General features: G+C 66.2%; 20 protein-coding genes. 5 read left to right on the top strand and 15 right to left on the bottom strand.

The genetic code is table 11. The annotated features are described in order from the left end of the window. Nucleotides 1-5: 5 nt before the first annotated feature. The 3 genes from G7Y85_RS04915 (at nucleotide 6) to G7Y85_RS04905 (ending at nucleotide 3,419) form a co-directional block, all read left to right on the top strand. On the top strand, nucleotides 6-1,193 hold the full coding sequence (locus tag G7Y85_RS04915) for a lipid-transfer protein (RefSeq protein ID WP_166252677.1): 1,188 nt from the start codon (nucleotides 6-8) through the stop codon (nucleotides 1,191-1,193). Further along, complete coding sequence (locus G7Y85_RS20235; RefSeq protein ID WP_241696006.1) at nucleotides 1,160-1,423, top strand: LuxR C-terminal-related transcriptional regulator; 264 nt, start codon at nucleotides 1,160-1,162, stop codon at nucleotides 1,421-1,423. The genes G7Y85_RS04915 and G7Y85_RS20235 overlap by 34 nt, the downstream gene beginning before the upstream one ends. Before the next feature lie 205 nt (nucleotides 1,424-1,628). Continuing rightward, the gene (locus G7Y85_RS04905; protein WP_166252671.1) at nucleotides 1,629-3,419 is read left to right on the top strand and encodes a CocE/NonD family hydrolase; all 1,791 of its coding nucleotides are present in this window, start codon (nucleotides 1,629-1,631) and stop codon (nucleotides 3,417-3,419) included. Between the two features lie 145 nt (nucleotides 3,420-3,564). On the opposite strand, the gene G7Y85_RS04900 is transcribed toward G7Y85_RS04905, so the two are convergent. The 4 genes from G7Y85_RS04900 to G7Y85_RS04885 are packed head-to-tail and all read right to left on the bottom strand — an operon-like array spanning nucleotide 3,565 to nucleotide 7,411. Then, nucleotides 3,565-3,918 (bottom strand): response regulator transcription factor, encoded by a 354-nt coding sequence (locus G7Y85_RS04900; RefSeq protein WP_166252668.1) that lies wholly within the window; start codon nucleotides 3,916-3,918, stop codon nucleotides 3,565-3,567. Between the two features lie 15 nt (nucleotides 3,919-3,933). Further along, nucleotides 3,934-5,163 (bottom strand): dihydrolipoamide acetyltransferase family protein, encoded by a 1,230-nt coding sequence (locus tag G7Y85_RS04895; RefSeq protein WP_166252665.1) that lies wholly within the window; start codon nucleotides 5,161-5,163, stop codon nucleotides 3,934-3,936. 5 nt (nucleotides 5,164-5,168) lie between these two features. Continuing rightward, entirely contained in the window at nucleotides 5,169-6,182 is a 1,014-nt protein-coding gene (locus tag G7Y85_RS04890; protein ID WP_174839737.1) for an alpha-ketoacid dehydrogenase subunit beta, read from the bottom strand. Next, complete coding sequence (locus G7Y85_RS04885; protein ID WP_166252662.1) at nucleotides 6,179-7,411, bottom strand: thiamine pyrophosphate-dependent enzyme; 1,233 nt, start codon at nucleotides 7,409-7,411, stop codon at nucleotides 6,179-6,181. Before G7Y85_RS04885 ends, G7Y85_RS04890 begins: the two co-directional genes overlap by 4 nt. 238 nt (nucleotides 7,412-7,649) lie before the next feature. On the opposite strand from G7Y85_RS04885, the gene G7Y85_RS04880 reads away from it, so the two are divergent. Then, on the top strand, nucleotides 7,650-8,150 hold the full coding sequence (locus tag G7Y85_RS04880) for an Lrp/AsnC family transcriptional regulator (RefSeq protein WP_166252659.1): 501 nt from the start codon (nucleotides 7,650-7,652) through the stop codon (nucleotides 8,148-8,150). A 329-nt stretch (nucleotides 8,151-8,479) separates the two neighbouring features. Here G7Y85_RS04880 and G7Y85_RS04875 read toward each other — a convergent pair whose 3' ends face one another. The 6 genes from G7Y85_RS04875 to G7Y85_RS04850 form a co-directional block, all read right to left on the bottom strand. Then, nucleotides 8,480-9,472 (bottom strand): enolase C-terminal domain-like protein, encoded by a 993-nt coding sequence (locus tag G7Y85_RS04875; protein WP_166252656.1) that lies wholly within the window; start codon nucleotides 9,470-9,472, stop codon nucleotides 8,480-8,482. Beyond that, nucleotides 9,469-10,530 carry an N-acetyltransferase DgcN family protein gene (locus G7Y85_RS04870; RefSeq protein ID WP_206675500.1) on the bottom strand — a complete coding sequence of 354 codons (1,062 nt, stop codon included), beginning with the start codon at nucleotides 10,528-10,530 and terminating at the stop codon, nucleotides 9,469-9,471. The genes G7Y85_RS04875 and G7Y85_RS04870 overlap by 4 nt, the downstream gene beginning before the upstream one ends. 70 nt (nucleotides 10,531-10,600) lie before the next feature. Continuing rightward, nucleotides 10,601-12,091, bottom strand: coding sequence for a M81 family metallopeptidase (locus G7Y85_RS04865; RefSeq protein WP_166252654.1), 1,491 nt, complete (start codon nucleotides 12,089-12,091; stop codon nucleotides 10,601-10,603). A gap of 36 nt (nucleotides 12,092-12,127) precedes the next feature. Continuing rightward, nucleotides 12,128-13,024, bottom strand: a complete 897-nt coding sequence (locus G7Y85_RS04860) for an alpha/beta fold hydrolase (protein ID WP_166252651.1) — start codon at nucleotides 13,022-13,024, stop codon at nucleotides 12,128-12,130. A gap of 11 nt (nucleotides 13,025-13,035) precedes the next feature. Further along, a complete protein-coding gene (locus tag G7Y85_RS04855) occupies nucleotides 13,036-15,486 on the bottom strand; it encodes a TonB-dependent receptor (RefSeq protein WP_241696032.1) in 2,451 nt (816 codons plus the stop codon). Continuing rightward, nucleotides 15,486-16,061 (bottom strand): TetR/AcrR family transcriptional regulator, encoded by a 576-nt coding sequence (locus tag G7Y85_RS04850; protein ID WP_166252645.1) that lies wholly within the window; start codon nucleotides 16,059-16,061, stop codon nucleotides 15,486-15,488. The genes G7Y85_RS04855 and G7Y85_RS04850 overlap by 1 nt, the downstream gene beginning before the upstream one ends. Before the next feature lie 172 nt (nucleotides 16,062-16,233). Here G7Y85_RS04850 and G7Y85_RS04845 point away from each other — a divergent pair, with 172 nt between their 5' ends. Beyond that, on the top strand, nucleotides 16,234-17,883 hold the full coding sequence (locus G7Y85_RS04845; RefSeq protein ID WP_166252642.1) for a serine hydrolase domain-containing protein: 1,650 nt from the start codon (nucleotides 16,234-16,236) through the stop codon (nucleotides 17,881-17,883). A gap of 93 nt (nucleotides 17,884-17,976) precedes the next feature. On the opposite strand, the gene G7Y85_RS04840 is transcribed toward G7Y85_RS04845, so the two are convergent. From G7Y85_RS04840 to G7Y85_RS04820, 5 genes are all read right to left on the bottom strand, one after another. After that, a complete protein-coding gene (locus tag G7Y85_RS04840; RefSeq protein WP_166252639.1) occupies nucleotides 17,977-18,540 on the bottom strand; it encodes a glycine zipper 2TM domain-containing protein in 564 nt (187 codons plus the stop codon). A 192-nt stretch (nucleotides 18,541-18,732) separates the two neighbouring features. Beyond that, nucleotides 18,733-18,924 carry a hypothetical protein gene (locus G7Y85_RS04835; RefSeq protein ID WP_166252635.1) on the bottom strand — a complete coding sequence of 64 codons (192 nt, stop codon included), beginning with the start codon at nucleotides 18,922-18,924 and terminating at the stop codon, nucleotides 18,733-18,735. Nucleotides 18,925-19,061: 137 nt separating this feature from the next. Beyond that, nucleotides 19,062-19,901 carry a hypothetical protein gene (locus G7Y85_RS04830; protein ID WP_166252632.1) on the bottom strand — a complete coding sequence of 280 codons (840 nt, stop codon included), beginning with the start codon at nucleotides 19,899-19,901 and terminating at the stop codon, nucleotides 19,062-19,064. 100 nt (nucleotides 19,902-20,001) lie between these two features. After that, nucleotides 20,002-20,562: a hypothetical protein gene (locus G7Y85_RS04825; protein ID WP_166252628.1), complete on the bottom strand. Its 561-nt coding sequence runs from the start codon at nucleotides 20,560-20,562 to the stop codon at nucleotides 20,002-20,004. 102 nt (nucleotides 20,563-20,664) lie between these two features. Continuing rightward, nucleotides 20,665-22,095, bottom strand: coding sequence for an aromatic ring-hydroxylating oxygenase subunit alpha (locus G7Y85_RS04820; RefSeq protein WP_166252625.1), 1,431 nt, complete (start codon nucleotides 22,093-22,095; stop codon nucleotides 20,665-20,667). Nucleotides 22,096-22,176: the final 81 nt, after the last annotated feature.

The following is a 22,176-nucleotide window of genomic DNA, read 5'->3' as shown; positions in this document are numbered from 1 at the left end:
ATCTCATGCAACAGAAAGTCTGTGTCGCCGGCGTCGGAATGATCCCCTTCCTCAAGCCGGGCGCCTCGGAAAGCTATTTCGCGATGGGGGCGACCGCGACCCGGCTGGCCTTGCAGGACGCCGGTGTCGACTACCCGCAGATTCAGCAGGCCTATGTCGGCTACGTCTACGGCGACTCCACCTGTGGACAGCGCGCGCTCTATGAAGTGGGCATGTCCGGCATTCCGGTCGTCAACGTCAACAACAATTGCTCGACCGGCTCCTCGGCGTTGTTCCTGGCCCGCCAGGCCATCGCCAGCGGCGCGGTCGATTGCGTGCTGGCCCTGGGTTTCGAGCAGATGCAGCCCGGCGCGCTGGCCAGCCAGTTCACCGATCGGCCGAGTCCCTTCGACCCGTTCGACACGCTCGCCAACGAGCTGGTCGGTCAGCCGGAGATTCCGCTGGCACTGCGCTACTTCGGCGGCGCGGGGCTCGCGCACATGCAGGAATACGGCACGCGTCTGGAAACCTTCGCCAAGATCCGCGCGAAGGCCAGCCGTCACGCCGAGCACAATCCGATGGCGCTGTTCCGCAAGGTCGTCAGCGAAGACGACGTGATGAATTCGCCGATCATGTGGCCGGGCGTGATGACGCGTCTGATGGCCTGTCCGCCGACCTGCGGCGCCGCCGCCGCCGTGCTCTGCTCGGAACGCCATGCGCGCCGGCACGGTCTGTCGGCGGACGTGCAGATCATCGCGCAGGCAATGACCACCGATACCGACGTGACTTTCGGGAAGCGTGACATGCGCGAGCTGGTCGGCTTCAGCATGGCGCGCAACGCCGCCACGCAGGTTTACGAAGCGGCCGGCGTCGGCCCCTCGGACTTCGATGTCGTCGAACTGCACGACTGCTTCGCGCACAACGAGTTGCTCAGCTACGAATCGCTCGGCCTGTGCCCGGTCGGCGGCGCCGAGAAATTCGTCGAGGACGGCGACAACACCTACGGCGGCAGCATCGTCACCAATCCGTCCGGCGGCCTGCTGTCGAAGGGACATCCGCTGGGCGCGACCGGCCTCGCGCAATGCACGGAGCTGGTCCAGCAGCTGCGCGGCAAGGCCGGACCGCGTCAGGTCGACAAGGCGCAGCTGGCGCTGCAACACAATCTCGGACTGGGTGGAGCATGTGTCGTCACGGCCTATCAGCGCATCAACTGACCGCGAGGCGGTCATCCGAGATCTCGACCGATCGCCTGCTTTCGCTGTCCCGCCGCGAAGTGCAGGCCTTCGATCTGCTGGTGCGCGGCCTGACCACCAACGAGGTTGCCGCAGCGCTGGGCATCAGTGCCAGAACCGCCGAGCATCTGCGCCGCAAGGTCCACGAGAAACTCGAACTCAAGGGCATCGTCGCGCTCGTCCGTTATGCCGCGAGGATCGGCTGGATATGAAAGGACAATCCTCGGACCGGGTCCGGACCGCGACCGCGCGCCGGTTCAGGGTGCAGGATGGCATCGCGATACGCAGTTCATGAAAGAGGCGTCGATGCGGGGGGAGAGCGAAGCAATGTCCACGCTTGCCAGGTTTGTCCCGGCCAGGTTCGGCGCCGGGTTGCCGCGCCGAACGGGATGGCCGTGCTGCGCGGCGCTGCTGTTGGTGACGGCTTCCGTCCGCGCGGCACCACAGGCGCTGGACGATCCGTTCTTCTCGTATCAGCGCCCCGCGGACTACGACTCGGTGGCCCGCACCGCAGACGTCCATGTGCCCGTCCATGTGCCGGGCGGTGCCGACAGCTATATCGTCTGCACGCTGTTCCGGCCGGCGGTCGGAGGGGTCGCGGTCGACGGAAGATTTCCCGGCATCGTCATCGACTACCAGGTCTATCACCTGCTCAACGTCGTCACCGAGGCGCAGGGCGGATACGATTTCTTCCCGGAGCACGGCTACAACGTCGCCGTCTGCGATCCGCCCGGCGCCGGCAGTTCGCCCGGCACTGTCGATCAGTTCGGGCCGATCTCCACGCAGGCGAACTACGATCTGATCGAATGGTTTGCGGCGCAGGCGTTTTCGGACGGCAACATCGGCCAGCAGGGCGCGAGCTATGGCGGGCACACGACCAACATGGTCGCGTCGTACCATCCGCCGCATCTCAAGGCGATCGTGCCGGACTCGTCGTTCGCGGACTGGTATGAGCAGACGATCTACCACGGCGGCATCCGCAATCTGTCGATCCTCTACCAGCCGCTGGCGGTCGGCGTGACCGGCATCGGCGGCAGCAATCCGCTGGGCGGACTGATCGGCAATCTCGACAACACGCTGATCGACTACAGCGCACATCCGCTGTACGACCAGTTCTGGATGGACCGCAGCGTCATGCCGCGCTGGGACCGGTTCACGGTGCCGGCCCTGATCGTGGACGGCTGGAACGATCGCTACAAGGACGGCACCACGAAAAACTACATGGCGCGCAAGGACAATGTCTGGCTGCTGCTGGGCCCCTGGGGACATGCGGCCTACGACGGCAGCAGCGCCGTCGGCACGCTCGCGCCGACTGCCCATCAGCTGGCCTGGTACGACCACTGGCTCAAGCATCTGCCGTCGGCGCCGCTGCCGCGCCGCAAGATCACCAGTTTCGAGATGCCGGATGACGCCGACAGCAGCGGCTGGCAGCAGTTCACGGACTGGCCGCCACCGGCGGTAAAGACCACGCGCTGGTACTTCACCGCCGACCGCTCGCTGACGGCCGAAACATCCGCGGACAGCGGCAAGCTCGCCTGGGTGGTGAATCCCCTGGATGTCGGCTCGGACCCGGCAAGCGGGACCGCACCCGGCGGCGTCAACCAGGCGCTGGCCGACGCCGCACCCTATCGACTCGCCTTCACGAGCCTGCCGCTGGCCGAAGACACGGTCATTGCCGGCGCCACGGAGGTGCATCTGAACGTCAGCTTCTCGGCCACCGACGGCAATCTGGTTGCGCGCATCATGGATGTCCTGCCGGACGGAACCGTCAATCAGGTCGCCACCGGCTGGCTCAAGGCCAGCCACTACCGCGGCAACGATCACCTCGAGACGATCACGCCGGGCACGGCGTACGCAATGCAGGTGCACATCTGGCCGATGCATTGGCGCTTTCTCAAGGGCCATTCGATTCGTATTTCACTGTCGAGCGGCGATGTTCCGGATGCCGCACCGGACGCGCCACTCGGCATGGTCAATGTCGCAGTCGGACAGAACGGCTCGTATGTCGATCTGCCGACGATTGCACCGAAAGCGGCAGCGGCGGATGGCAGCACCGAGTTCGGCGGCGAGTCCGGCGGCGGCTCCATGCCGCCATGGTGCTTGTTGCTGGCTGCCATCGCCCGCCGTGTCGGCCAGCGGCGCAGCTGTCCCGAACAACTGCTGCGCCGGCTTGCCGCGTCACGAAGGGGCGCCGACGCGGCCGCGTGACGAATGCCGCCGCGCGGCACCGCCGACGGCCACGCGCCAGGAACAGGGCAGGCGGCGCGCCTGTCATCCGCTTCGTGCGGGCGGCCTGCGGATGCCGCACTCGCGCACCCGGAAACGGAAAGCGTCCGCTCTGCGTCGGCGCCTCTCAGACTGCGCGGTGAGTCGCGTCGCGTCGCGACGGGGCTTCCAGACCGCAGCGGAACCAGCCGGCGCGCGCGGCATAGCGGACGATGCCGACAACCCCTTGCACGCCGAGCTTCTCGTACACCCGACGCCGGTAATGATCGGCGGTATGTCTGGAGATCCCGAGCACGGTGGAAATCTCCTTCGTGGTGCGGCCGTTGACGACCAGATCGAAGGTCTCGAGCTCGCGCCGCGACAACAGGCGCAGCGCCGCCGCCGGGTCCTCCGAGCGGTCGTATCCTTCAAGCCCCGACGCGGACGGTGGATCGACGGCCTCGGCATCGCCGCGACCGGCGCCGTCCCTGAAAGCTTTCATGCTGTCCATGCGCGCTCAGTCCAGAAACAGCGTGGCGGGATGCTCGAGCAGGCCCTTGATCGCCTGTATGAACTCGGCCGCGTCATAGCCGTCGACGATGCGGTGATCGAAGGACGACGACAGATTCATCATCTGCCGCAGCACGACCGAGCCACCGCGGAGCATCGGCCGCTGCAGCATCTTGTTGACGCCGACGATCGCCACTTCGGGCGCGTTGATGATCGGCGTCGACGCAATGCCGCCCATCGCACCAAGGCTGGTGATGGTGATGGTCGAACCGCTCAGTTCCTCGCGCTTTGCCTTGCCGCTGCGCGCGGCGTCGGCCAGCCGGCGGATCGCCGCGCCCGACGCCCAGAGATCGAGTGTCTGCGCATTGCGCACGACCGGCACCATCAGACCCTGCGGCGTCTGCGTGGCGATGCCGACGTGCACCGCCGCGTGGCGATGCAGCACGGCGGCCTCGTCGTCGTAGTTGGCATTGATCTGCGGGAAGCGCGGCCGCAGCTTGATGATGGCCTTCATCAGGAACGGCAGCAGCGTCAGCTTGCCGCGCGCACCGCCTTGCGTCTCGTTGAGATGCACGCGCAGTGCTTCGAGCTCGGTGACGTCGACTTCCTCGACATACGAGAAATGGGGAATGCGCTGCGTCGATCGCTGCATCGCTTCGGCGATCCGCCGTCGCATGCCGATGACCGGAATCGACTCGATCCCGGCCGGCACATCCGGCTCGGCACGCGCCGATGTCGGTGTCGGTGCCGCCACCGCAGCCCGGACGTCCTCGCGCATCACGCGGCCGCGCGGACCGCTGCCCTTGATCTGCTGCAGGTCGATGCCGAGTTCGCGTGCCAGCTTGCGGATCGCCGGCGAGGTCTGCGACTTGCCGCGAGCGGCAACAGCCGGTGCCGCGACCGTCGCTGCCGGTCTTTCAGCAGCGGCGACGGGTGGCGCCGATGTCGAAGGCGGGCTTGCCGCCACACCACCATCGGCGACGGCCGCAGCAGCCGTGTCGGTGTCGATGACGACGAGCACGGCGCCGACCGCGATGCGATCGCCGGCGTTGCCGCGCAGTTCGACGATGCGACCGTCGACCGGCGACGGAATCTCGACCGCGGCCTTTTCGGTCAGCATGTCGACCAGCGGCTGGTCCTCGCCGACCACGTCGCCGACAGCCACCCGCCAGGTCGCGATTTCCGATTCGGCAATGCCTTCGCCGACGTCCGGCAGCTTGAACAGGTACTGACCCATGACGCCTAGTCCTCCATCACGCGTTTGAGCGCATGCACGACGCGCTTCGGCCCCGGGAAGTACTGCCATTCCTGGGCGTGCGGATACGGCGTGTCCCAGCCGGTCACGCGCAGGATCGGCGCCTCGAGATGGAAGAAGCACTGCTCCTGTACCGACTGCCCGAGCTCGGCGCCGAAACCGGACGTGCGGCTGGCTTCGTGGACGATGACGCAGCGCCCGGTCTTGCGGATCGAGGCGCTGATGGTCTCGATGTCGAGCGGAAACAGGGTGCGCAGATCGATGACTTCGGCATCGATGCCGCACTCGGCGACGGCGGCGAGGCTGACGTGCAGCATCGTGCCGTAGGTCAGCACCGTCACCGCCTCGCCGGCGCGCGCGATCGCGGCCTTGCCGAGTTCGATGCGGTAGTAGTCGTCCGGCACTTCGCCAGCCGGATGCGCCGCCCAGGGCTGCAGCGGCCGATCGTGATAGCCGTCGAACGGACCGTTGTAGAGCCGCTTCGGCTCGAGGAAGATCACCGGATCGTTGTCCTCGATCGCCGCGATCAGCAGCCCCTTGGCGTCATACGGGTTCGACGGCATCACGGTCTTGAGGCCGGAGATATGCGTGAACAGCGCCTCCGGACTCTGGCTGTGCGTCTGGCCGCCGTGGATGCCGCCGCCGCAGGGCGAACGCACGGTGATCGGCGCGGTGAACTCGCCGCCGGAGCGGTAACGCAGGCGCGAGGCTTCCGACACCAGCTGGTCGAAGGCCGGCAGGATGTAGTCGGCGAACTGGATTTCGACCACCGGCCGCAGGCCGTAGGCGCCCATGCCCACGGCGGCGGCGACGATGCCGCCCTCGGCGATCGGCGCATCGAACACGCGACGGCGACCATGCTTGGCCTGCAGTCCCGCCGTGCAGCGGAACACGCCGCCGAAATAGCCGACGTCTTCGCCGAAGATCAGCACATCGGGATCGCGCGTCAGCATCACGTCCATCGCCGAGTTCAGCGCCTGCACCATGTTCATGCTGCTCATGAGCCGATGCTCCGCAGTTCTTCGAGTTGCAGCTGCAGATGTGGCGGCACGCTCTCGAACACGTCCTCGAACATGGTCTGCGGATCGCTGTCTTCGCTGTGCAGGGTGCCGTACTGCTCGGCTTCCTTGACTGCCGCCTGCACCTCGGCTTCGAGTTCGGCCTGCAGTGCGGTGTGCTGCGCTTCGCTCCATTCGCCGAGCACGATCAGGTGCTGCTTGAGGCGTTCGATCGGATCGCCGAGCGGCCAGGCGGACGCTTCATCCTGCGGGCGGTACTTAGTGGGATCGTCACTGGTCGAATGCGCGGCAGCGCGATAGGTGAACAGCTCGATCAGCGTCGCCCCGCCGTTGCGGCGCGCGCGCTCCGCGGCCCAGCGCGTCGCCGCATGAACCGCAAGGAAATCGTTGCCGTCGACGCGCAGGCCCGGCAGGCCGTAGCCGATCGCGCGTGATGCGAACGGTGCCTCGTTGCCGCCGGCGATGCCCTGGAACGTCGAGATCGCCCACTGATTGTTGACGACATTGAGGATGACCGGCGCGCGATAGACCGACGCGAACGTCAGCGCGTAGTGGAAATCGCCTTCGGCCGTGGTGCCGTCGCCGATCCACGCCGACGCGATCTTGGTGTCGTGCTTGTACGCCGACGCCATCGCCCAGCCGACCGCGTGCGGAAAGCGCGACCCGACGTTGCCGGACATCGAGAAATAGCCGGCTTCGCGCACTGAATACAGGATCGGCAGCTGACGCCCCTTGAGGCGGTCCTTGCGGTTGTTGAAGATCTGGCAGATCAGATCGACCAGCGGCCACTCGCGTGCCACCAGCAGACCCTGCTGGCGGTAGCTGGTGAAGCACATGTCGTCGCGATTCAGTGCCAGCGCCTGCGCGACGCCGATCGCCTCTTCACCCGTGCTCTTGATGTAGAACGAGGTCTTGCCCTGCCGCTGCAGACGCACCATGCGTTCGTCGAAGGTCCGCGTCAGCAGCATGGCGCGCAGACCACGCCGCAGTGTGTCCGCCGGCAATTGCGGATTCCATTCGCCGCAGGCGCGCCCTTCGTCGTCGAGCACGCGGATCAGCTCGAACGGCAATTCGCGCAGATCACTGGCTGGCGCATCGATGTCCGGCCTCGGCACGACGCCGGCCGGCGGCACCTGCATCGCGCTGAAATCCGGTGCTTCACCCGGACGGGCCGGCGGCTCCGGAACGTGGAGATCGAGCATCGTCTTCATGACCGGTACCCGGCACCGCGCGACGCGCGCAACGCGATTTCGACACGCGCACCGCGGACGCCACGGCACTCGCTGCTGTGAGGCTTGAACACGGGATTTCCTCGTCTTCCTGCGCGCCTGGATGGCGCGGATCAGAACCGCAATTCTATTTTCACGGAGCCGGAATTCCGTTCTTATATTTGCCTTTTTCCGCTCAATGTCGGAAAAATGTTCCCGATAAATTAACGGATGAAGAAAATTGTCCCTGAAACTCGACGCCCTCGATATCCGCATCCTCGATGCCCTGCAGGACGACGTGACGACCCCGATCGCGGAGATCGCCGAGCGGGTCGCTTCCTCGAAAACGGTGGTCTGGCGGCGCGTGCAACGCCTGACCGAACGCGGCGCGATTCGCGCACGCGTTGCCCTGCTCGACCATCGCGAGGTCGGGCTCGGCATCATGGTGTTCGCGTCGGTGAAGATGGGCCGTCACGGCGTCGACGTGCTGCCGCAGTTCATCGATGCCGTGCGCGCCTGCCCGCAGGTGATCGAATGCCACACCCTGATGGGCCCCGTCGATTTCCTGCTGAAGATTCTGGTTGCGGACATCAACGAGTACGAGAACTTCGTCTGGCAGAAACTCTCGCGCATCGACGGCGTGCAGGAAGTTCACAGTTCGATCTCGATGAGCCAGCCGGTCTACACGACACGCCTCGCGCCGCGACCGACGAATTCGGACGACACACCCGGCGGCGACTGAGCCGCAGCCCGCAGCATCGGTGCCCGTCGACCGCAGGCACCGCGGACATCGCGCCGCTGCGCCAGGGCCCGTCAACGCGAATGGTGTCGCTGTGGTGGTGCTTGGCAAGTCACCAGGCAAGGCGCGAGACGCGCACTTGGGCAATCCCCGGGAAGCGGCTCGCAACGCCGCACGGCGGCTTGCCAGGCGCCACCCCGAAGGGGCCGGGCCGTTTTGCCGCAGCGCGGCGTCTCTCGTCGCTCATGTACATCAAGTACATCGCTCTCCCCGTTCCTTGCGCTGCGGCAAGACAAGCTCGGCCACAGTGACGCCATTAGCGTTGACAGACCCTAGTCCGCAGTGCCCCAGCACCCGGAATGCGGAACCGTGACGCTGGCGCCGTCGTAGCGCAGGCCAATGGCGCGATCGCTGGCCAGCAACAGGGGACCGTCGATGTCGACGAAGTCGCACAGCGACGCCAGCACATGCGCCGGTGCCATCGCCAGCGAGGTCGCGACCATGCAGCCGACCATCAGCTGCATCCGACGGGCCCTGGCCTGCGCGGCCAGCGCCAGTGCCGCCGTCAGGCCGCCGGCCTTGTCGAGCTTGATGACCAGACCATCGTAGCGTTCGGCGGCCAGCGGCAGTTCCGACAGGTCGAGGCACGATTCGTCGGCAAACAAGGGCAGCGGGGCGTCGTAGCCTTCCAACTCCGCATCGCCGCCTCGCGGCAGCGGCTGTTCGAGCAGCGACAGCCCGAGCTCGCTCAACGCCGGCGCCCAGGCCTTGAGCTGCTGGAACGACCAGCCACCGTTGACGTCGGCGATCAGGCGCGCATCGGGGCGCGCCGCGCGGATCGCCGCGACGCGCTCGACCGGTCGGTCCGCGTCCAGCTTGATCTTCAGATTCGGCCGATCGGACGCGGCGCCGGCCTTGTCGGCCATCGCCTGCGGCGTGCTTTCCAGGCCGATCGTGAAGACCGTGCTGACGCCGGCATCGGCAATGCCGAGCCGGTCGCGAACCGAGCGCGCCGTGCGCCTGGCCTGCAGATCCCACAAAGCGCAGTCGACCGCATTGCGCGCGCCGCCGGACGGCAGCAACTCGAGCAGGGCCTGCCGCTCGACACCGTCGCGGATCTGCGTTCCGATCGCCTCGATCTGCGAGCACAGCGATGCCGCATCTTCGCCGCGATAGTAGACACCGGCGGCTTCGCCGCGGCCGCTGATGCCGGCTTCGCGAATCTCGCAGACGACGACTTCGGCATCCGTCCAGGTCTGTCCGGAAATGCGGAACGGTTGCCGGCATGGCCAGCGTTCGACACCAAGCACCAGCTCGCGCTTCATGCGCAGACCCCGAGCATCCGATCGACGATAGCCGCAGGACCTTCGACCAGCGGGTCCACGCACGGCATGCCGGTGCGCCGCGCGCATTGTTCGAGATAGGCGCGCCGCCGGTCGGCCGGCAAGCGCGCCGTGTTGATGCTGACACCGACGCAGCGAATCGAAGGATTGGTCCGCCGTCCCATCTGCAGATGCAGATCGATGCAATCCTGCAGATCCGGAACCGGATAGCCGGCGTAACCCGCCATCTGCTCGCGCTCCGCTTCGTGGCAGACCACGATGGCGTCCGCTTGCGAGCCATGCAGCAGACCAAGGCTGACGCCGGCATAGGCCGGATGGAACAGCGACCCCTGCCCTTCGATGACGTCCCAGTGGTCGGCCGCATTGTCGGGCGACAGGATTTCCGCCGCGCCCGCGGTGAAGTCGCAGACCACCGCGTCGATCGGCATGCCTTCGCCGGCGATCATGATGCCGGTCTGGCCGGTCGCCCGAAACGTCGCCGGCAAGCCGCGCCGCTGAAGCTCGCGGGCAATCGACAGCGCACTGTATTTCTTGCCGACCGCGCAATCGGTGCCGACGGCCAGCAGCCGAAGACCGCTGCGCTTTCGGCCGGATGCGATCGGAATGTCGGGCGGCGGCACGCGCACTTCGACGAGCCGGCCACCACCGCGGGCGGCGGCGTCCGCAAGCCCGGGAATGCGTGACAACGGCCGGTGCAGACCCGAGACAATGTCGAGACCGGCCTCTGCCGCGCGGCACAGCGTTTCGACCCAGTTCGGCTTGATGTCGCCGCCGATCGGCGCTGCACCGAGGATCAGGCTCCTGGCACCGGCCGCCCTGGCCGCGGCGATGTCCAAGTCCGGCAACCGCGCATCGACGGCACAGCCCGGCAGACGCAACTGGCCGACGCATTTTTCCGGACACCACTGCGCAATGCCGAGTCCGGTCTTGGCGAAGCCTGTTTCCCGGATGTCGGCGAGGAAGATCAGATAGGGCGCGCGCAGGACGAGCCGGGCGACGGGTGCTTGGACGGCGGACGAGGTCATGGTCTGATGGCTCACGGGGAAGGCTTGTTGCAGGCTTGCGCCGGGAAGGATCGCTTGATGGCGGTGGACCGAACGGTTCTCGCGACTAGGACCTGTCGACGCCAACGGCGGCGTCGGGCCTGCCGCGCGGGAATTCCACGCGCGGCCAGAACCGGTTGTCACGATTGACGAAGTGCATGGCGGCGAAGTCCTGACTCACCGATCCGGGCGCGCCGACATAGACGACGCGCGTGGCGATCGGACTGAACGCGGCGTGGAAGTGCTGCGCGGATTTGACGACGATCAGCTTGCGCGTCGTCAACGCGATGCCGAGGCCTTCGAAGACCTCCCGCGACAGGACTTGCGAGCGCACCGTATTCAGTGCGATGTCGATGCCGCTGTCGGTCTGCACCCAGACGCCGGTGCCGAGCAACCAGCGCATGTTGAGCGCATGCTGCGCATGATCGGGGACGATCGATTTCACGGTGACCGCAACATCGACCGGCTGCCCTGACAGCGGGCCGCACTTGCCGCCGATGCGCAGCTGGAGCCTGGCACCGACCCCTGCGCTCTGGCACAGCGCGACCGCGCCCAGGTCCCAGAAGGTGCCGATGACGGCATCGGTGATGCCGGCGTCCAGCATGGCCTGCAGGATGAACGTGCTGTCACTCATCGCACCGCCGCCGGCGTTGTCGGCAACATCGGCGAACACGATCGGCCCTGAAGTTGCCGCTCGCGCCTGCTGCAGCGCGTCGTCGATCGACACCGGCGCCCGGGATGTTTGCGAGCGCAGCGCCCAGAATTCTTCGCCCAGCTGCCGTGCCAGCCTTTCCGCCTTCGCCCGGTCGCCGTCGGCGATCACCCACAGCTTGGCGCCGCAGTCCGGCACATCGCCCCAGGGAAATCCGTGCCCCAGCGATACGGACAGGATGCCATCGCTGCCTTCGAACGACTGCATGCGTTTCACGAACGACGCCATCGGTTCGCTCGTGGTGTGCCACAGCCCGATCATGCGCAAATCATGCACGGCGGCAACCGGCCGGATCATGCCGGCCGCCTGCCTCGTGATCAGCCGGTAGACCTCCTGCAGCCGTTCGAGGGTATCGGTGTGCGGATACGCCTTGTAGCAGACGACGACATCCGCATGCGCACACATGCGCTCGCTCAGGTGGCAATGCAGATCGAGCTCGACGCCGATCGGCGTGGCGGGCCCGACCACGCCGCGAACGCGTTCGATCAGATCGCCCTCGCAGTCGTCGCAGCCGTCGGCAACCATCGCGCCGTGCAGGAACAGCACGACCGCGTCGATCGGCAGCGCGGCCTCAAGGTCCTCGATGATCCAGTCTCGATAGCGTTCGTAGACCGAAGCGATCGTCGGCCCGGCAGGCTGCGCGTAGGCGCTCAATCCTTCGATCACCGCATGCCCGTCGGCTGCGGCGAGGCGCTTCAGCTCGGCATGGAAGGAACCCACCCCGGCCGGATCTCGCCCGCTCGCATCGCCACGATGGACGTCCATGCGCTCGAAATCGGCGGCGCCGGTCGGAACCACCGCCGCCGTATTGGTTTCCGACGACAGCAAGGCGCAGTAGATCCTCATCGCCGGCATTCCGCCGGCTTGCGCAGCGTCTTCATTTCAAGCCCGGGGGCCGCGCAGATACGCCAGCACCGCTGCCGCCGTCGCGCGTGCGCCGTCGTGTCCGAATACCAGCCCGCCGTGGTCGTACGGCAGGCTCATGTAGCGACAGCCCGGGTCCTGCTGCGTACGCTCGCGCTGCAGCGCCTGATTGGTCTCGAACGTCTTGCGCGCGAGGCCGGAGTTGACCAGAAGCCGGCCGAGGACACCATCCGGCTCCGACACCGTTCCGGCGCCGATCAGCAGACGCTGAAAATCGCCTGGCCGTGCCGCCGCAATTGCCGCGCGGATGTCGTCCAGCAGACCCAGCTCCTCGCGCGCCGCATCCAGCGAAGCGCCGTTGCCGAGCGACACGCGCAGCAGCGTCGCGGCTTCGGCTGCCGGCAGACTCTTCTTCATCGCCGGACCAAACACGACGTTCGGCAAACCCAGTCGCAGACACAGCTTCAACACCGCGACGATCCTGTGAATCTGGCGCAGCCCGGCATCGACATGCGGATGCGCTCGCTCGGGGGTCGGATCGATTTCGATCACCGATTCCAGCACCGCAGGAATCTGCGCGGCGTGCAGCGAACACATCAGGCCGCCGTACGACTGTCCCACCGCGATCACGGGGCCCTGCAGCCCGAGTACGGCCGGCAATGCCGCGAACTGCGCACTCAGGCCGGCTACGGTCTGCGGCGCCCGCAATTCGCTGCCGCCGATGCCGGCCCGGTTGTAGAACAGCAGCTGCGCATGCGGCGCCAGCTCGCGCTCTATCCAGGTCCACATTTCATACGATGCGCCCCAGCCGTTCTCGAACACCAGCAGCGGCGCGCCTGGCGTGCCGGCAAGCCGGTATCGAAGCCGTGCACCCGGCACGTCGGCGACACCTTCGCGTATCTTGGTTTCTTGCATGTCGATCTCGATCAGAAGTTGCCGCCGAGTCGCAGCACGATGGCGCGCGGCGCAATGTAGTTCACGGATTCACCGAGGGTCGGGCTGATCGTGATGTTGCTGTAGCCGCGTTCGTCGGTCAGGTTGTTGAGCGACAGGCTCAGCTGCGGCCAGAAGCTGCCGTCGGGGCCGTTCACGAACAGATTCAGATCGAGCGTGCGATAGCCGAACACCTGAGCCGTGCATTCGATCGTGTTGCAGGCCTTGCTGATATAGGTGTGTCGCAGTGAAGCACCCAGCAGCCAGTCGTCGACGGGAAACGCATAGGCCAGCGTCGTCGAAGTCTGCCAGTGCGGCGACAGCGGCCAGCGAGAACCTGGCGGAATGGTCTGCCCGGATGCCGAGTCGAACGACGCCGTCGTCTCGGTGCGATTGAAGGCGACCATCGTTTCGAGACTCAGGCCACGCAGGAACGGCGGCGCGTAGCGCAAACTCAGATCCACGCCGCGACCCTTCACGCCGCCGACGTTGTCGATGAACGTGACCAGGCTGTCGTTCGATATCTGCGCAACCTGCGGATTCTTCCAGTCGATGAAATAGGCCGATGCGTCGAGGCGCAGGCTCCGGTCCAGCCAGTCGCTGCGCAAACCGAGTTCGTAGTTCCACAGCGAGTCGGATTTGTAGACGGCCGGAACATTCGTCGTCGGCGTCGACGCCCCCAGCTGCGGGCCGCCGAAGCGGAAGCCTCGAGACACCGTGAAATACGTGCGGAAGTCCCGCGTCGGATGGAACACGACCGACGCCTTGGGGCTCAGCCCGTTTTCCGACACGTCGGCATCGTGATGCGCCGGGAAGCCGGCGTTCTGTGCCGAATAGAGCAGCCCCGCCGTCGAAACCGTGCCGCCGGACTTCGTGCGGTAACCGCGCGCGCCGACAGTCACGTCCCAGTCATCGCCCAAGGCCCGCGTCAGCTCACCGAACAGCGCTTCTTCCCGTACATCCACATCGCCCAGCAACTGCGCGATGTCGAGAGAGCCCTGCAGCTTGTTTGCGTTGCCGGGGCAAGGATTCGCGAGCAGGCCTTCAAGCACCGACGGAACCGGCAGACCGGGCAGGTCCTCGGCGGCCCCCGCTTCGGCGCAATCCTTCAGACGCGTGTCGAAGTAGAACGCACCCACCAGCCACTTCCAGGGCGAGTCGCTCGGCGCCGACAGCAGCCGCAGCTCCTGCGAAAAACCGTGACTCTGACTGTGGTCGACCGCAGAAAGCAGCGGCACATGACCGCCCAGCGCGATGCGCGAAGAGTCGATGAACACATCGAACTGCTTTTTGAAGACCGAGGTTTGCGAGACGAGATCAGCCCAGGGAAGACTGCCCTCGACAGCGATATTGCCCAGGCTGTAGATGCTCTCCGACGGACTCGGTCGCGGCGTGTTGCCGCGCTGCAGCTTGCCATCGCGGTTGTCCGCAAACGCAACATCGTCCTGCGTCGTCTTCTGCGTGGTCCCGAGCAGGGAGATCTTCCAATCCTCGCTCGGCTTCCATGCGACGATGCCGCGCAAGCCGTACTGCGTCAGGCTGTTGACATCGCGCTCGCCGGTGAAGCTGTTGTCGATGAAGCCCGGCGCCTGGCGGTGAAAGCCCATCAGGCGTACAGCTGCCGTGTCGTCGGCGAACGGCGCGTTCACCATGGCGCCGTAGCTCCAGCCGTCACCGCCATTGCCGGGATACGCGCTGTACTGGGTGTAGTACTTCGCGTGAAAGCCGTCGAACTGCGGCGCTTCCGGCACATAGCGAATGAGCCCGTTCAGGCCGGAACCGCCGAACAGCGTGCCCTGCGGCCCTTTCAGCACTTCCACCGTCGCCATGTCGAACGGATTGGGATCGAGTTGCACCTTCGGCACGAACGGATCGGAGAACGGAATGTCGCCGAGCAGCGTGCCGGTCGTGAAGTTCGCATTGACGTCGGCGGAAATGCCGCGGATCGTCACGCGCTTGGCCTGCCCCTGCCCGTCGTCCGTGAGGTTCACGCCCGGCACGCGCGTGACGATCTGGTCGATGTCCTGCACGCCTTCGCGCTCCAGATCCGCGCCCTTCAGGACGGCGATCGTCGCCGGAATGTTGCGGACCGGTTCGGCACGCTTGGTCGCGGTGACGATCACTTCGGCGATCGGCTGAGGCGCGTCGCTGCTTGTCGACGCGACCGCAGGCGGCGGATCAGCCGGCAGCGCGATCACCGGCAGCGGCTCGTCGCCCGCGGTCGCGGCCGGCGACGGCTCGGCCGCCTGATCGGCCGCTTGATCCGTCTGCTGGACCGATGGCGCCGCCGACGTCCCGGTGGACTCCGTGGTCGGACTCGTCTCCGTGGTCGGATTCGATGCCGCCGTCGCGTGCGCGTCCTGGGCACGCGCCGCGGCCGGCGCAACGAACAGCAGGATCGCGAGCAGCGCTGCGGGCAGATGTGGCTTGCGGGTTTCGATCATCACGGCTTGTCCTTCGTATGTCCTGGCTTGTTTTCTGTGCTCGGTCTCAGCGCCGGCAGGACCAGATCCATCATCGAATCCAGAATGTCCTCGAGCGAAGCCAGCCCCTGCGCTTCCAGCGTCTTGAGCTGCTTCGCCACGCCGGTCGGCCCGTAGACGCGCACGCGCTCGGCCTGGACGACGACGCTCGCGACCAGAGCGCCGACCGCCAGACGCGTGGTCTTCTCGTCCGCAGCGTACGGAATCAGCGCATGCACCCATCGCTCGCCGATCGCATGCAGCGTTTTCCAGGAGACCGTGCCGATCGGCGGAAACAGGACCCCCGGGTGCTGCATCAACAGGCGCAGCGCTGCCTGCAGATAGGACAGCAACTCCGCGCGAAGGGCGGGTGCCGTCGTTGCGGTCGGCAGCGGCAATTGCGCAGTCAGTTGCTGCAGCGCCTGGGCCTCGATGTCTTCGATCCGCTCGACATAGTTGTAGAGCGTCGAATGGCTGATCCCCAGCTCCTGCGCGAGCGCACGTATGGTCAGCGCCGAATATCCCTCGCGCTCCATCACCCGCAATGCCGCCGCCACGAGCGCGCCTTCGGCGATCTTCCGTGGCCGGCCGCCCTGAGCTCGTGCTGCAGACCCGCTTGAAACCGTCCGTCCTGCCGGCATTTCCGCCCCCTGGTTTACGTATATGACCTATTGGTCGTAAACTAAATATAACCAACTGGTCATAAACCGGCAAGACCGACTATCCCTCATGAACACACCATCCGTCCGCCAGCGTCTCGACACGCTGTTCGAACCATACAATCGCAGCGACGCACCCGGACTCGTGGTCGGCGTTCGCCATCGCGGGGCCCTGATCTACCGGCGCGGCTTCGGCCTCGCGAGCATCGAGCATTCGGTGGCAAACACGCCGGCGACGCTGATGCGCATCGGCTCGACGACCAAGCACTTCACCTGCCTGGCCATCCTGCTGCTGGAACAGGACGGCAAGCTCGACATCAGCCATCCGGTGCGGACCTATCTGCCGGAGCTGGACAATTGCTGCGGCGAGCCGACGCTGCTGCAGCTGATGCATCACACCGGCGGTCTGCCCGATACGTCGGCAGCGGCGCTGCTCGCAAACGGCGGCTATTTCGGCCATACGCCGCCGGGCGGGGCGATCCAGATTCTCCGCAAATTCCGCAGTCTCAACTTCGTACCCGGTACGCGTCTGGCCTACAACAACGACGGCTACACACTGCTGTCGCTGATCATCGAACGCCTCGGCGGGCTGTCGTGGAACGACTTCGTGACGCGTCGCCTGCTCGCGCCGCTCGGCATGACGAACACCATGCTGGTGCGCAGCGATCTCGACATCGTGCGCGGCATGGCAACGCTGCACCTCGCCGTCGGCGACACCTGGCGGCGCGGCATCTTCTTTTCGGACGATCTGCTCGGCGCCGGCGGGCTGGTGTCGACCGTCGACGACATGCTGCGCTGGACGGCGCATCTGCGCGGCACCGACGAAAGCATCTTCGGCAACGAGATCCGGAAACGCCTGCTCGAGCCGCAGCGTTTTGCCAACGGCACCACGATCGGATACGGGCTCGGCCTCATGCGCGAGCAGCTACGCGGTGTCGACATCATCCATCACGCCGGCGCGACGATGGGCGCGCAATCGCAGATGCTCATCGCGCCCGCACACGAACTCGACATCGTGATCATGAGCAACCGGATGGACGCCGCTGCGCAGGTGCTTGCACTTCAGGCAATGGAAGCCGTCCTGGGCGAGGAAGGACTCGCAGCCGAAACCGCGCCGGCGGCGGCTGCCGATCACCCGGCACTGGCCGGTCGCTGGTTCAGCCGCGAATCGCAGACCCTGCTGTCGATCGAGGCCGTGCGACCGCAGCCGCAGCAGGCCGAAACGCTGCTGCTTTCCGTGCATCACGCACCGGCCGGTGCGCTTCGCGCCAGCGGTACAGGGCTGGCGCGACCGGCCGGTGCTTCGAGTTCCGTCGAGATTCGCAAACCGCCCACCGATGGCGCGCCACCACCGGTTCTCGATGTGCACATCTGCGGCGAACTCGAACGATTCGAGCGTCTGCCCGCCATACCACCGGCGATCGCCGAACTGGCCACGAACCCTTGCGGGCGCTATCGCCACGCGGAGTTCGCCAAGGAAGTCGAAATCCGCCTCGACGATGGCAGGCTGGTGCTCGACCTTCTGCCCATGAGCGGCGGTGCGCACTGGGAACTGGAAGCGTTTGCCGATGATGTCTTCGGCTGCGGGCGATTCCGTGCGATTCCGGAATTTCCCCTGCCCTTGCCGGCGACGCTGACGCTGGATCGCCGCGACGGCGAGGTCCGCGGCTTCTGGCTCAACATGGACCGCATGCGCAGGCTGCGCTTCGAGCGCTGCTGACGAAATGCGCGATCGGCTTCGGCTGCAGGCGAACCGCGCCCGGCGAACCTGCACGCGAGCGCGGGCAGGATGCCCGGCCCGCGTGCGTCCGGCTCAGTAGCTGCGGGGTTGCACGTTCACGTCGACGGCAATGCGGTCGCCCGGGTCGTAGGGCATGCGCGTCGTGTAGTCGCGGCCGCCATAGCGATAGGTGACGTCATAGGCTGCGACGCGGTCCTCGTAATGCGTATCCGAGACCTGGCGGCAGCGCTGCTGGTAACCGCTGCGCTCCGTGTACGGCGTGTTCGCCGCCGCCGTGCTGGCACCGACGTTGGCGCCGACGACGGCACCGAGGGCCGTGGCCAGGACGCGGCCGCCGCCACCGCCGAACTGGTGGCCGATGACACCGCCGGCCACCGCGCCGATCAGGCCGCCGGCCGTGACATTCGCGTCATAGCGCGTATCGCGATACGCGACGCGCTCGTTCCAGCATTCCTGACGGGGTTCGTCGACGCGCACGCTCTCGTACACGGGCTGCGTGTTGACCACACGCGCGTATTCGGGCGCGTCGTAGCCGTCACCGCGGTAGTCCCGATCGCCGTAACCGTAGCCGCCGGCGAACGCCGGGCCAGTCAACAGGCCGGCGCTCAGACCGGCAACCAGCAGCGACTTGTACATGGAATGCTCCGAAACGATCGGACAGGATGCCGATCTACGAGCATCAAGCTATCCCGGCCAACTGAATTCGCCCTGAAGGAAAGCCCACCCGTTACAAACGGTTACGAAGCTCGGATGGGACGCGACCGGCGGGCATGGAAGGCGGTCGACACATTGCGCCCGAAGGGAGCATGTGCGGTTCGCGAGCGGGGTTCAATCCGGCAGCCGCATCGCCGTTTCGAGCTGCGCGATCAGCCAGGCGGCGCGTATCGGCGGCAGGCAGAAAATCTTCTCCTGCCCGGCCTCGTCCTGTATGCGCAGCACGATCTGCCCGAACGAGCGCAAGGCATCCGTTGCCGTAACCGCCACCGGAAACGCTTCTTCACCGACGTCCATGGTCCCCATGCGCACCGCTCCGATCATTGCCGCAATGGCGGAACGATAGCGGGACGCCGTTCCCGGCACCGTGCTGCGGATCACAAATGTCCGCGGACGCCAAGCCGCTTTCGTCTCGGCTGATGGCGGACACGCCGCATCGCGACTCAGGCCCGCCTTTTCTTGCTGGTGACCGCAACCTTTCGGTGACCGTCCGGCCGGTCTGCAGCAGTCAGGACCTGAAGGTGTTCGTCTTCGCGGGCGGCGACGCCGTCGCTGTTCCTGCGCACGAACCCGCGGCCTACGCGCGCCCGCGCCTTCAGTTCGATGCGCTTTTTCGCCCTGCGGTCGCCGGGCGCGAACCAGGTGTCGTTGGCCTGCTTGCGCGGATCGAAGAATCCGATATAGCCGCCGGGGCTGACCCCGAACGACTTCAGGCCCTTGCCACGGCTCAGGCGCCCGAGGAAATCGTTGCGACCGCCCGCCTCCTCCTTCGGCGTGAAGTACAGGGGCAGGACGAAATTGCAGACCTCGACGCCATCGATCTCGTAATGCTGCGTCTGCACCGGATCGCAAAGCTCGAACCAGTGGAAGACCTGGTGCCTGGGCTCGACCGGATGCGGTCCGCGCACCAGCAGGTTGGCGCGGGCATCGGCCAGCAGCTCGAGCGCCTCGTGCGACAGCGCGGCCGTCCAGCTGTCGCCGAGCTGCTTGCACAAGCCGGTGAACACGAAGCCGTACGGAATACCGCGGAAGTTCGCACAGTGGTAGGCCAGTGCGTCCCTGGCGCCGACACCGTCGCACAGATAGAGCACCGCATCGCCACGCAACTCCGGCAGCTTTCGCTGGTCGGCCGTTTTGCCGATCGCCGCCTCGAGGCGCAGTGTCGCGGCCAGACTCCAGTAAGGCGCGAAGTCTTCATGCAGCTGCCGGTTGATCGCCCGGATCGCTCGCAGCACGTCTTCGTCGTGCAGGCTCCGGGCGCGATTGACGACCGAGATGATCACTGTCGACGTTCCTTGTTGATGTCAGCGCGCAGGCGCATTCCGTCATGCGTTCGACCGGGCCGGCGCTTCGATCCGGCGGCCGGGGCGCCCGCGCTTCGGCTCAGTGCGGCCACAGCCAGGCGAACACACCGCCGGTGACGGCGCCGTAGATCACCGCGTCGAGCAGATCGCGGAACACGCTGATCCAGGTCTGGCCCTTCCAGATGCCGCCGCTGATGCTGCCGCAGCCGTAGGCGGCGAACGCGAGCAGACCGGTCATGATGAACGCGCTGCATCGCACGGCGCCGATCGGCAGTGCCGCGCCGGCAACGATCGCGGCAAGCAAGGAAATGAGCACGCTCAGGGCAAACCACTGGCCCAGCGACTTGCCCATGTTCGGCATGCCGTTGGGCCGCAGGTTGATGTAGCCGACCGGGCCCTCCTGGAATTTCTGCTGCATGTCCTGCGTCTGCAGGTCCTTCATGTCCAGGCAATGCGGAATCACGTACTGACCGGGCGGCGCACCGGACTTTCGCAGGGCCGCTGCAACTTCGTCTTCGTTCGTCAGCTTCAGGTAGTCGGCGTTATGCCACTTGAAGACCATGTGCACCAGACTGCTGGCCACGAACACACCGACCGCGGACACCAGTATCGGCAGCCACAACTGAATGATCGAAATCATGACGCGCCCTCCCAGGATGACGCGTCGAGTGTGGCACGGCGGCAGGCGGCCTCCAAGATCGTCGTCGTGCCGGATGCCACCGGCGATGCCCTCTCCGTTCCGCTATTCCGCGAGCAGATAGCGATCGAGTTCGCGGTGCATGTTGAGGATGATCTTTTCCTGTTCGACGGCCAGCCAGGTCTGGCGGATGCCTTTCGAATGCAGACCCTTCTGCATGCGCGGGATGTTGCCGAGGTCCTGTCGGGGGATCTGCAGTACCTGCTCCGGGTCGCTCAGGTCGGTCACGGTCTGCACGACCGCGCGGGGGACCGGCGTGGCGGCCGGATAGGTCTTGGTCGACATGATCTCGAAGATGCACTTGTCGGGATCATTGCCGTCCGGCCGCACGCGATAGATCATCGCGTTGCCGGCCTGCGGCAGGATCATCAGGTTCGGAAACACGAAAATCTCGCCGCCCCACATGCCCAGCACTTCCGGCATCGGCTTCGGCATCGGCCGCTGCTGTTCGGCGGCGCGCGCGTACAGCGCCTTGACGTATTCGGCACCGAGATTGGAGCCTTCCGGAATCGACTTGCCCTTCAGCGAGCGCACCACCTCGACGTCTTCGGCCAGCACCTGCGCATCCATGCCGACTGCCAGCAGGTTCAGGCGCGCCGCCATCGCCTCGATCATGTCGTCGGTCGTTGCCTTGCCGACCACGCTCGTGCGCACATCGCCCTTCATCGGCGTCTTCTTGCCGTAGAAGCGGCCGTGCCCGCGCGGCCATGTTTCGTACGCCACGTTCCAGTGATTGAAGTCGGGCTTGGCGTCCGGCGTCGGCTTGTAGATGAAGTCGGCCGAATGCGGTTCCAGCTGGGGATGCGTCGCGGGAACGTGGTAGCCCTCGAAGAACGCTTCCTGCGCAACCTTCCAGTTCGATGGAATCGGCAGCGCCTTCCACCAGTAATTGCGCATCTCGCCGATCGCGAGGTTTTCCAGCATCTCGCGCACCGGCGCGATGTAATCGTCGAAAGGCTCCGGATTGCGATCCAGATTGATGAAGATGAAGCCCGCGAAGACAACGTGATGAACCTCGCGCAGACCGACATCGCTGTTCTGCAACTTGCCGTCGCGGAACTCCTGACGCTCCAGCACGAACTCGTTGTTGCCGTGCAGATCCCAGCGCCAGCCGTGGAACGGACAGATGACGTGGCGGTTCTCGAAGCACCCCTGCGGCACATCGGCAAGCGACGTGCCGCGATGCGGGCAGACGTTATGATAGGCCTTGATGGTCTGCTCGTCGGCGCGGACGATCATCACCGACTGATCGCCGATGTTGTAGACCGTGAAATCGCCCACCTGCGGAATCTCGTCGAGCCGCGCCGCCGCCTGCCAGACCTTGCCCCAGAGCTTTTCATGCTCCAGCGCCGCGAAGGCCGGATCGGTATAGCGGCCGACACGAATGCCGTGCGGCATCGTCTCCCAGCTCGGCGGCCAGCTCGAACCACCGTCCGATGATTTCTTGAGCGCCGCGCGCTGCGCCAGATCGTTCATGTGCTTTCTCCTGTATGGGGCCGACGCGGAACGTCCGTTCCCTGCGTTGCCCGAATGCCGGCCTGCGTGGGTCGGTCAGCT

Origin of the sequence: Solimonas terrae (assembly GCF_011067135.1) — a bacterium.
GTDB lineage: Bacteria > Pseudomonadota > Gammaproteobacteria > Nevskiales > Nevskiaceae > Solimonas > Solimonas terrae.
Note: the sequence above shows the minus strand (reverse complement) of the source record. Positions and strands in the feature narration are given on the sequence as shown.

Excerpts from the sequence above, each read along its gene's own strand:
- G7Y85_RS04875 (WP_166252656.1), bottom strand. The coding sequence starts at position 9,472 with ATGAAGCGCGAGCTGGTGCTTGGTGTCGAACGCTGGCCATGCCGGCAA.
- G7Y85_RS04885 (WP_166252662.1), bottom strand. The coding sequence starts at position 7,411 with ATGAAGACGATGCTCGATCTCCACGTTCCGGAGCCGCCGGCCCGTCCG.
- G7Y85_RS04820 (WP_166252625.1), bottom strand. The coding sequence starts at position 22,095 with ATGAACGATCTGGCGCAGCGCGCGGCGCTCAAGAAATCATCGGACGGT.
- G7Y85_RS04835 (WP_166252635.1), bottom strand. The coding sequence starts at position 18,924 with ATGGGGACCATGGACGTCGGTGAAGAAGCGTTTCCGGTGGCGGTTACG.
- G7Y85_RS04845 (WP_166252642.1), top strand. The coding sequence starts at position 16,234 with ATGAACACACCATCCGTCCGCCAGCGTCTCGACACGCTGTTCGAACCA.
- G7Y85_RS04890 (WP_174839737.1), bottom strand. The coding sequence starts at position 6,182 with ATGAGCAGCATGAACATGGTGCAGGCGCTGAACTCGGCGATGGACGTG.
- G7Y85_RS04915 (WP_166252677.1), top strand. The coding sequence starts at position 6 with ATGCAACAGAAAGTCTGTGTCGCCGGCGTCGGAATGATCCCCTTCCTC.
- G7Y85_RS04840 (WP_166252639.1), bottom strand. The coding sequence starts at position 18,540 with ATGTACAAGTCGCTGCTGGTTGCCGGTCTGAGCGCCGGCCTGTTGACT.
- G7Y85_RS04865 (WP_166252654.1), bottom strand. The coding sequence starts at position 12,091 with ATGAGGATCTACTGCGCCTTGCTGTCGTCGGAAACCAATACGGCGGCG.
- G7Y85_RS04825 (WP_166252628.1), bottom strand. The coding sequence starts at position 20,562 with ATGATTTCGATCATTCAGTTGTGGCTGCCGATACTGGTGTCCGCGGTC.
- G7Y85_RS04900 (WP_166252668.1), bottom strand. The coding sequence starts at position 3,918 with ATGAAAGCTTTCAGGGACGGCGCCGGTCGCGGCGATGCCGAGGCCGTC.
- G7Y85_RS20235 (WP_241696006.1), top strand. The coding sequence starts at position 1,160 with ATGTGTCGTCACGGCCTATCAGCGCATCAACTGACCGCGAGGCGGTCA.
- G7Y85_RS04895 (WP_166252665.1), bottom strand. The coding sequence starts at position 5,163 with ATGGGTCAGTACCTGTTCAAGCTGCCGGACGTCGGCGAAGGCATTGCC.
- G7Y85_RS04860 (WP_166252651.1), bottom strand. The coding sequence starts at position 13,024 with ATGCAAGAAACCAAGATACGCGAAGGTGTCGCCGACGTGCCGGGTGCA.
- G7Y85_RS04855 (WP_241696032.1), bottom strand. The coding sequence starts at position 15,486 with ATGATCGAAACCCGCAAGCCACATCTGCCCGCAGCGCTGCTCGCGATC.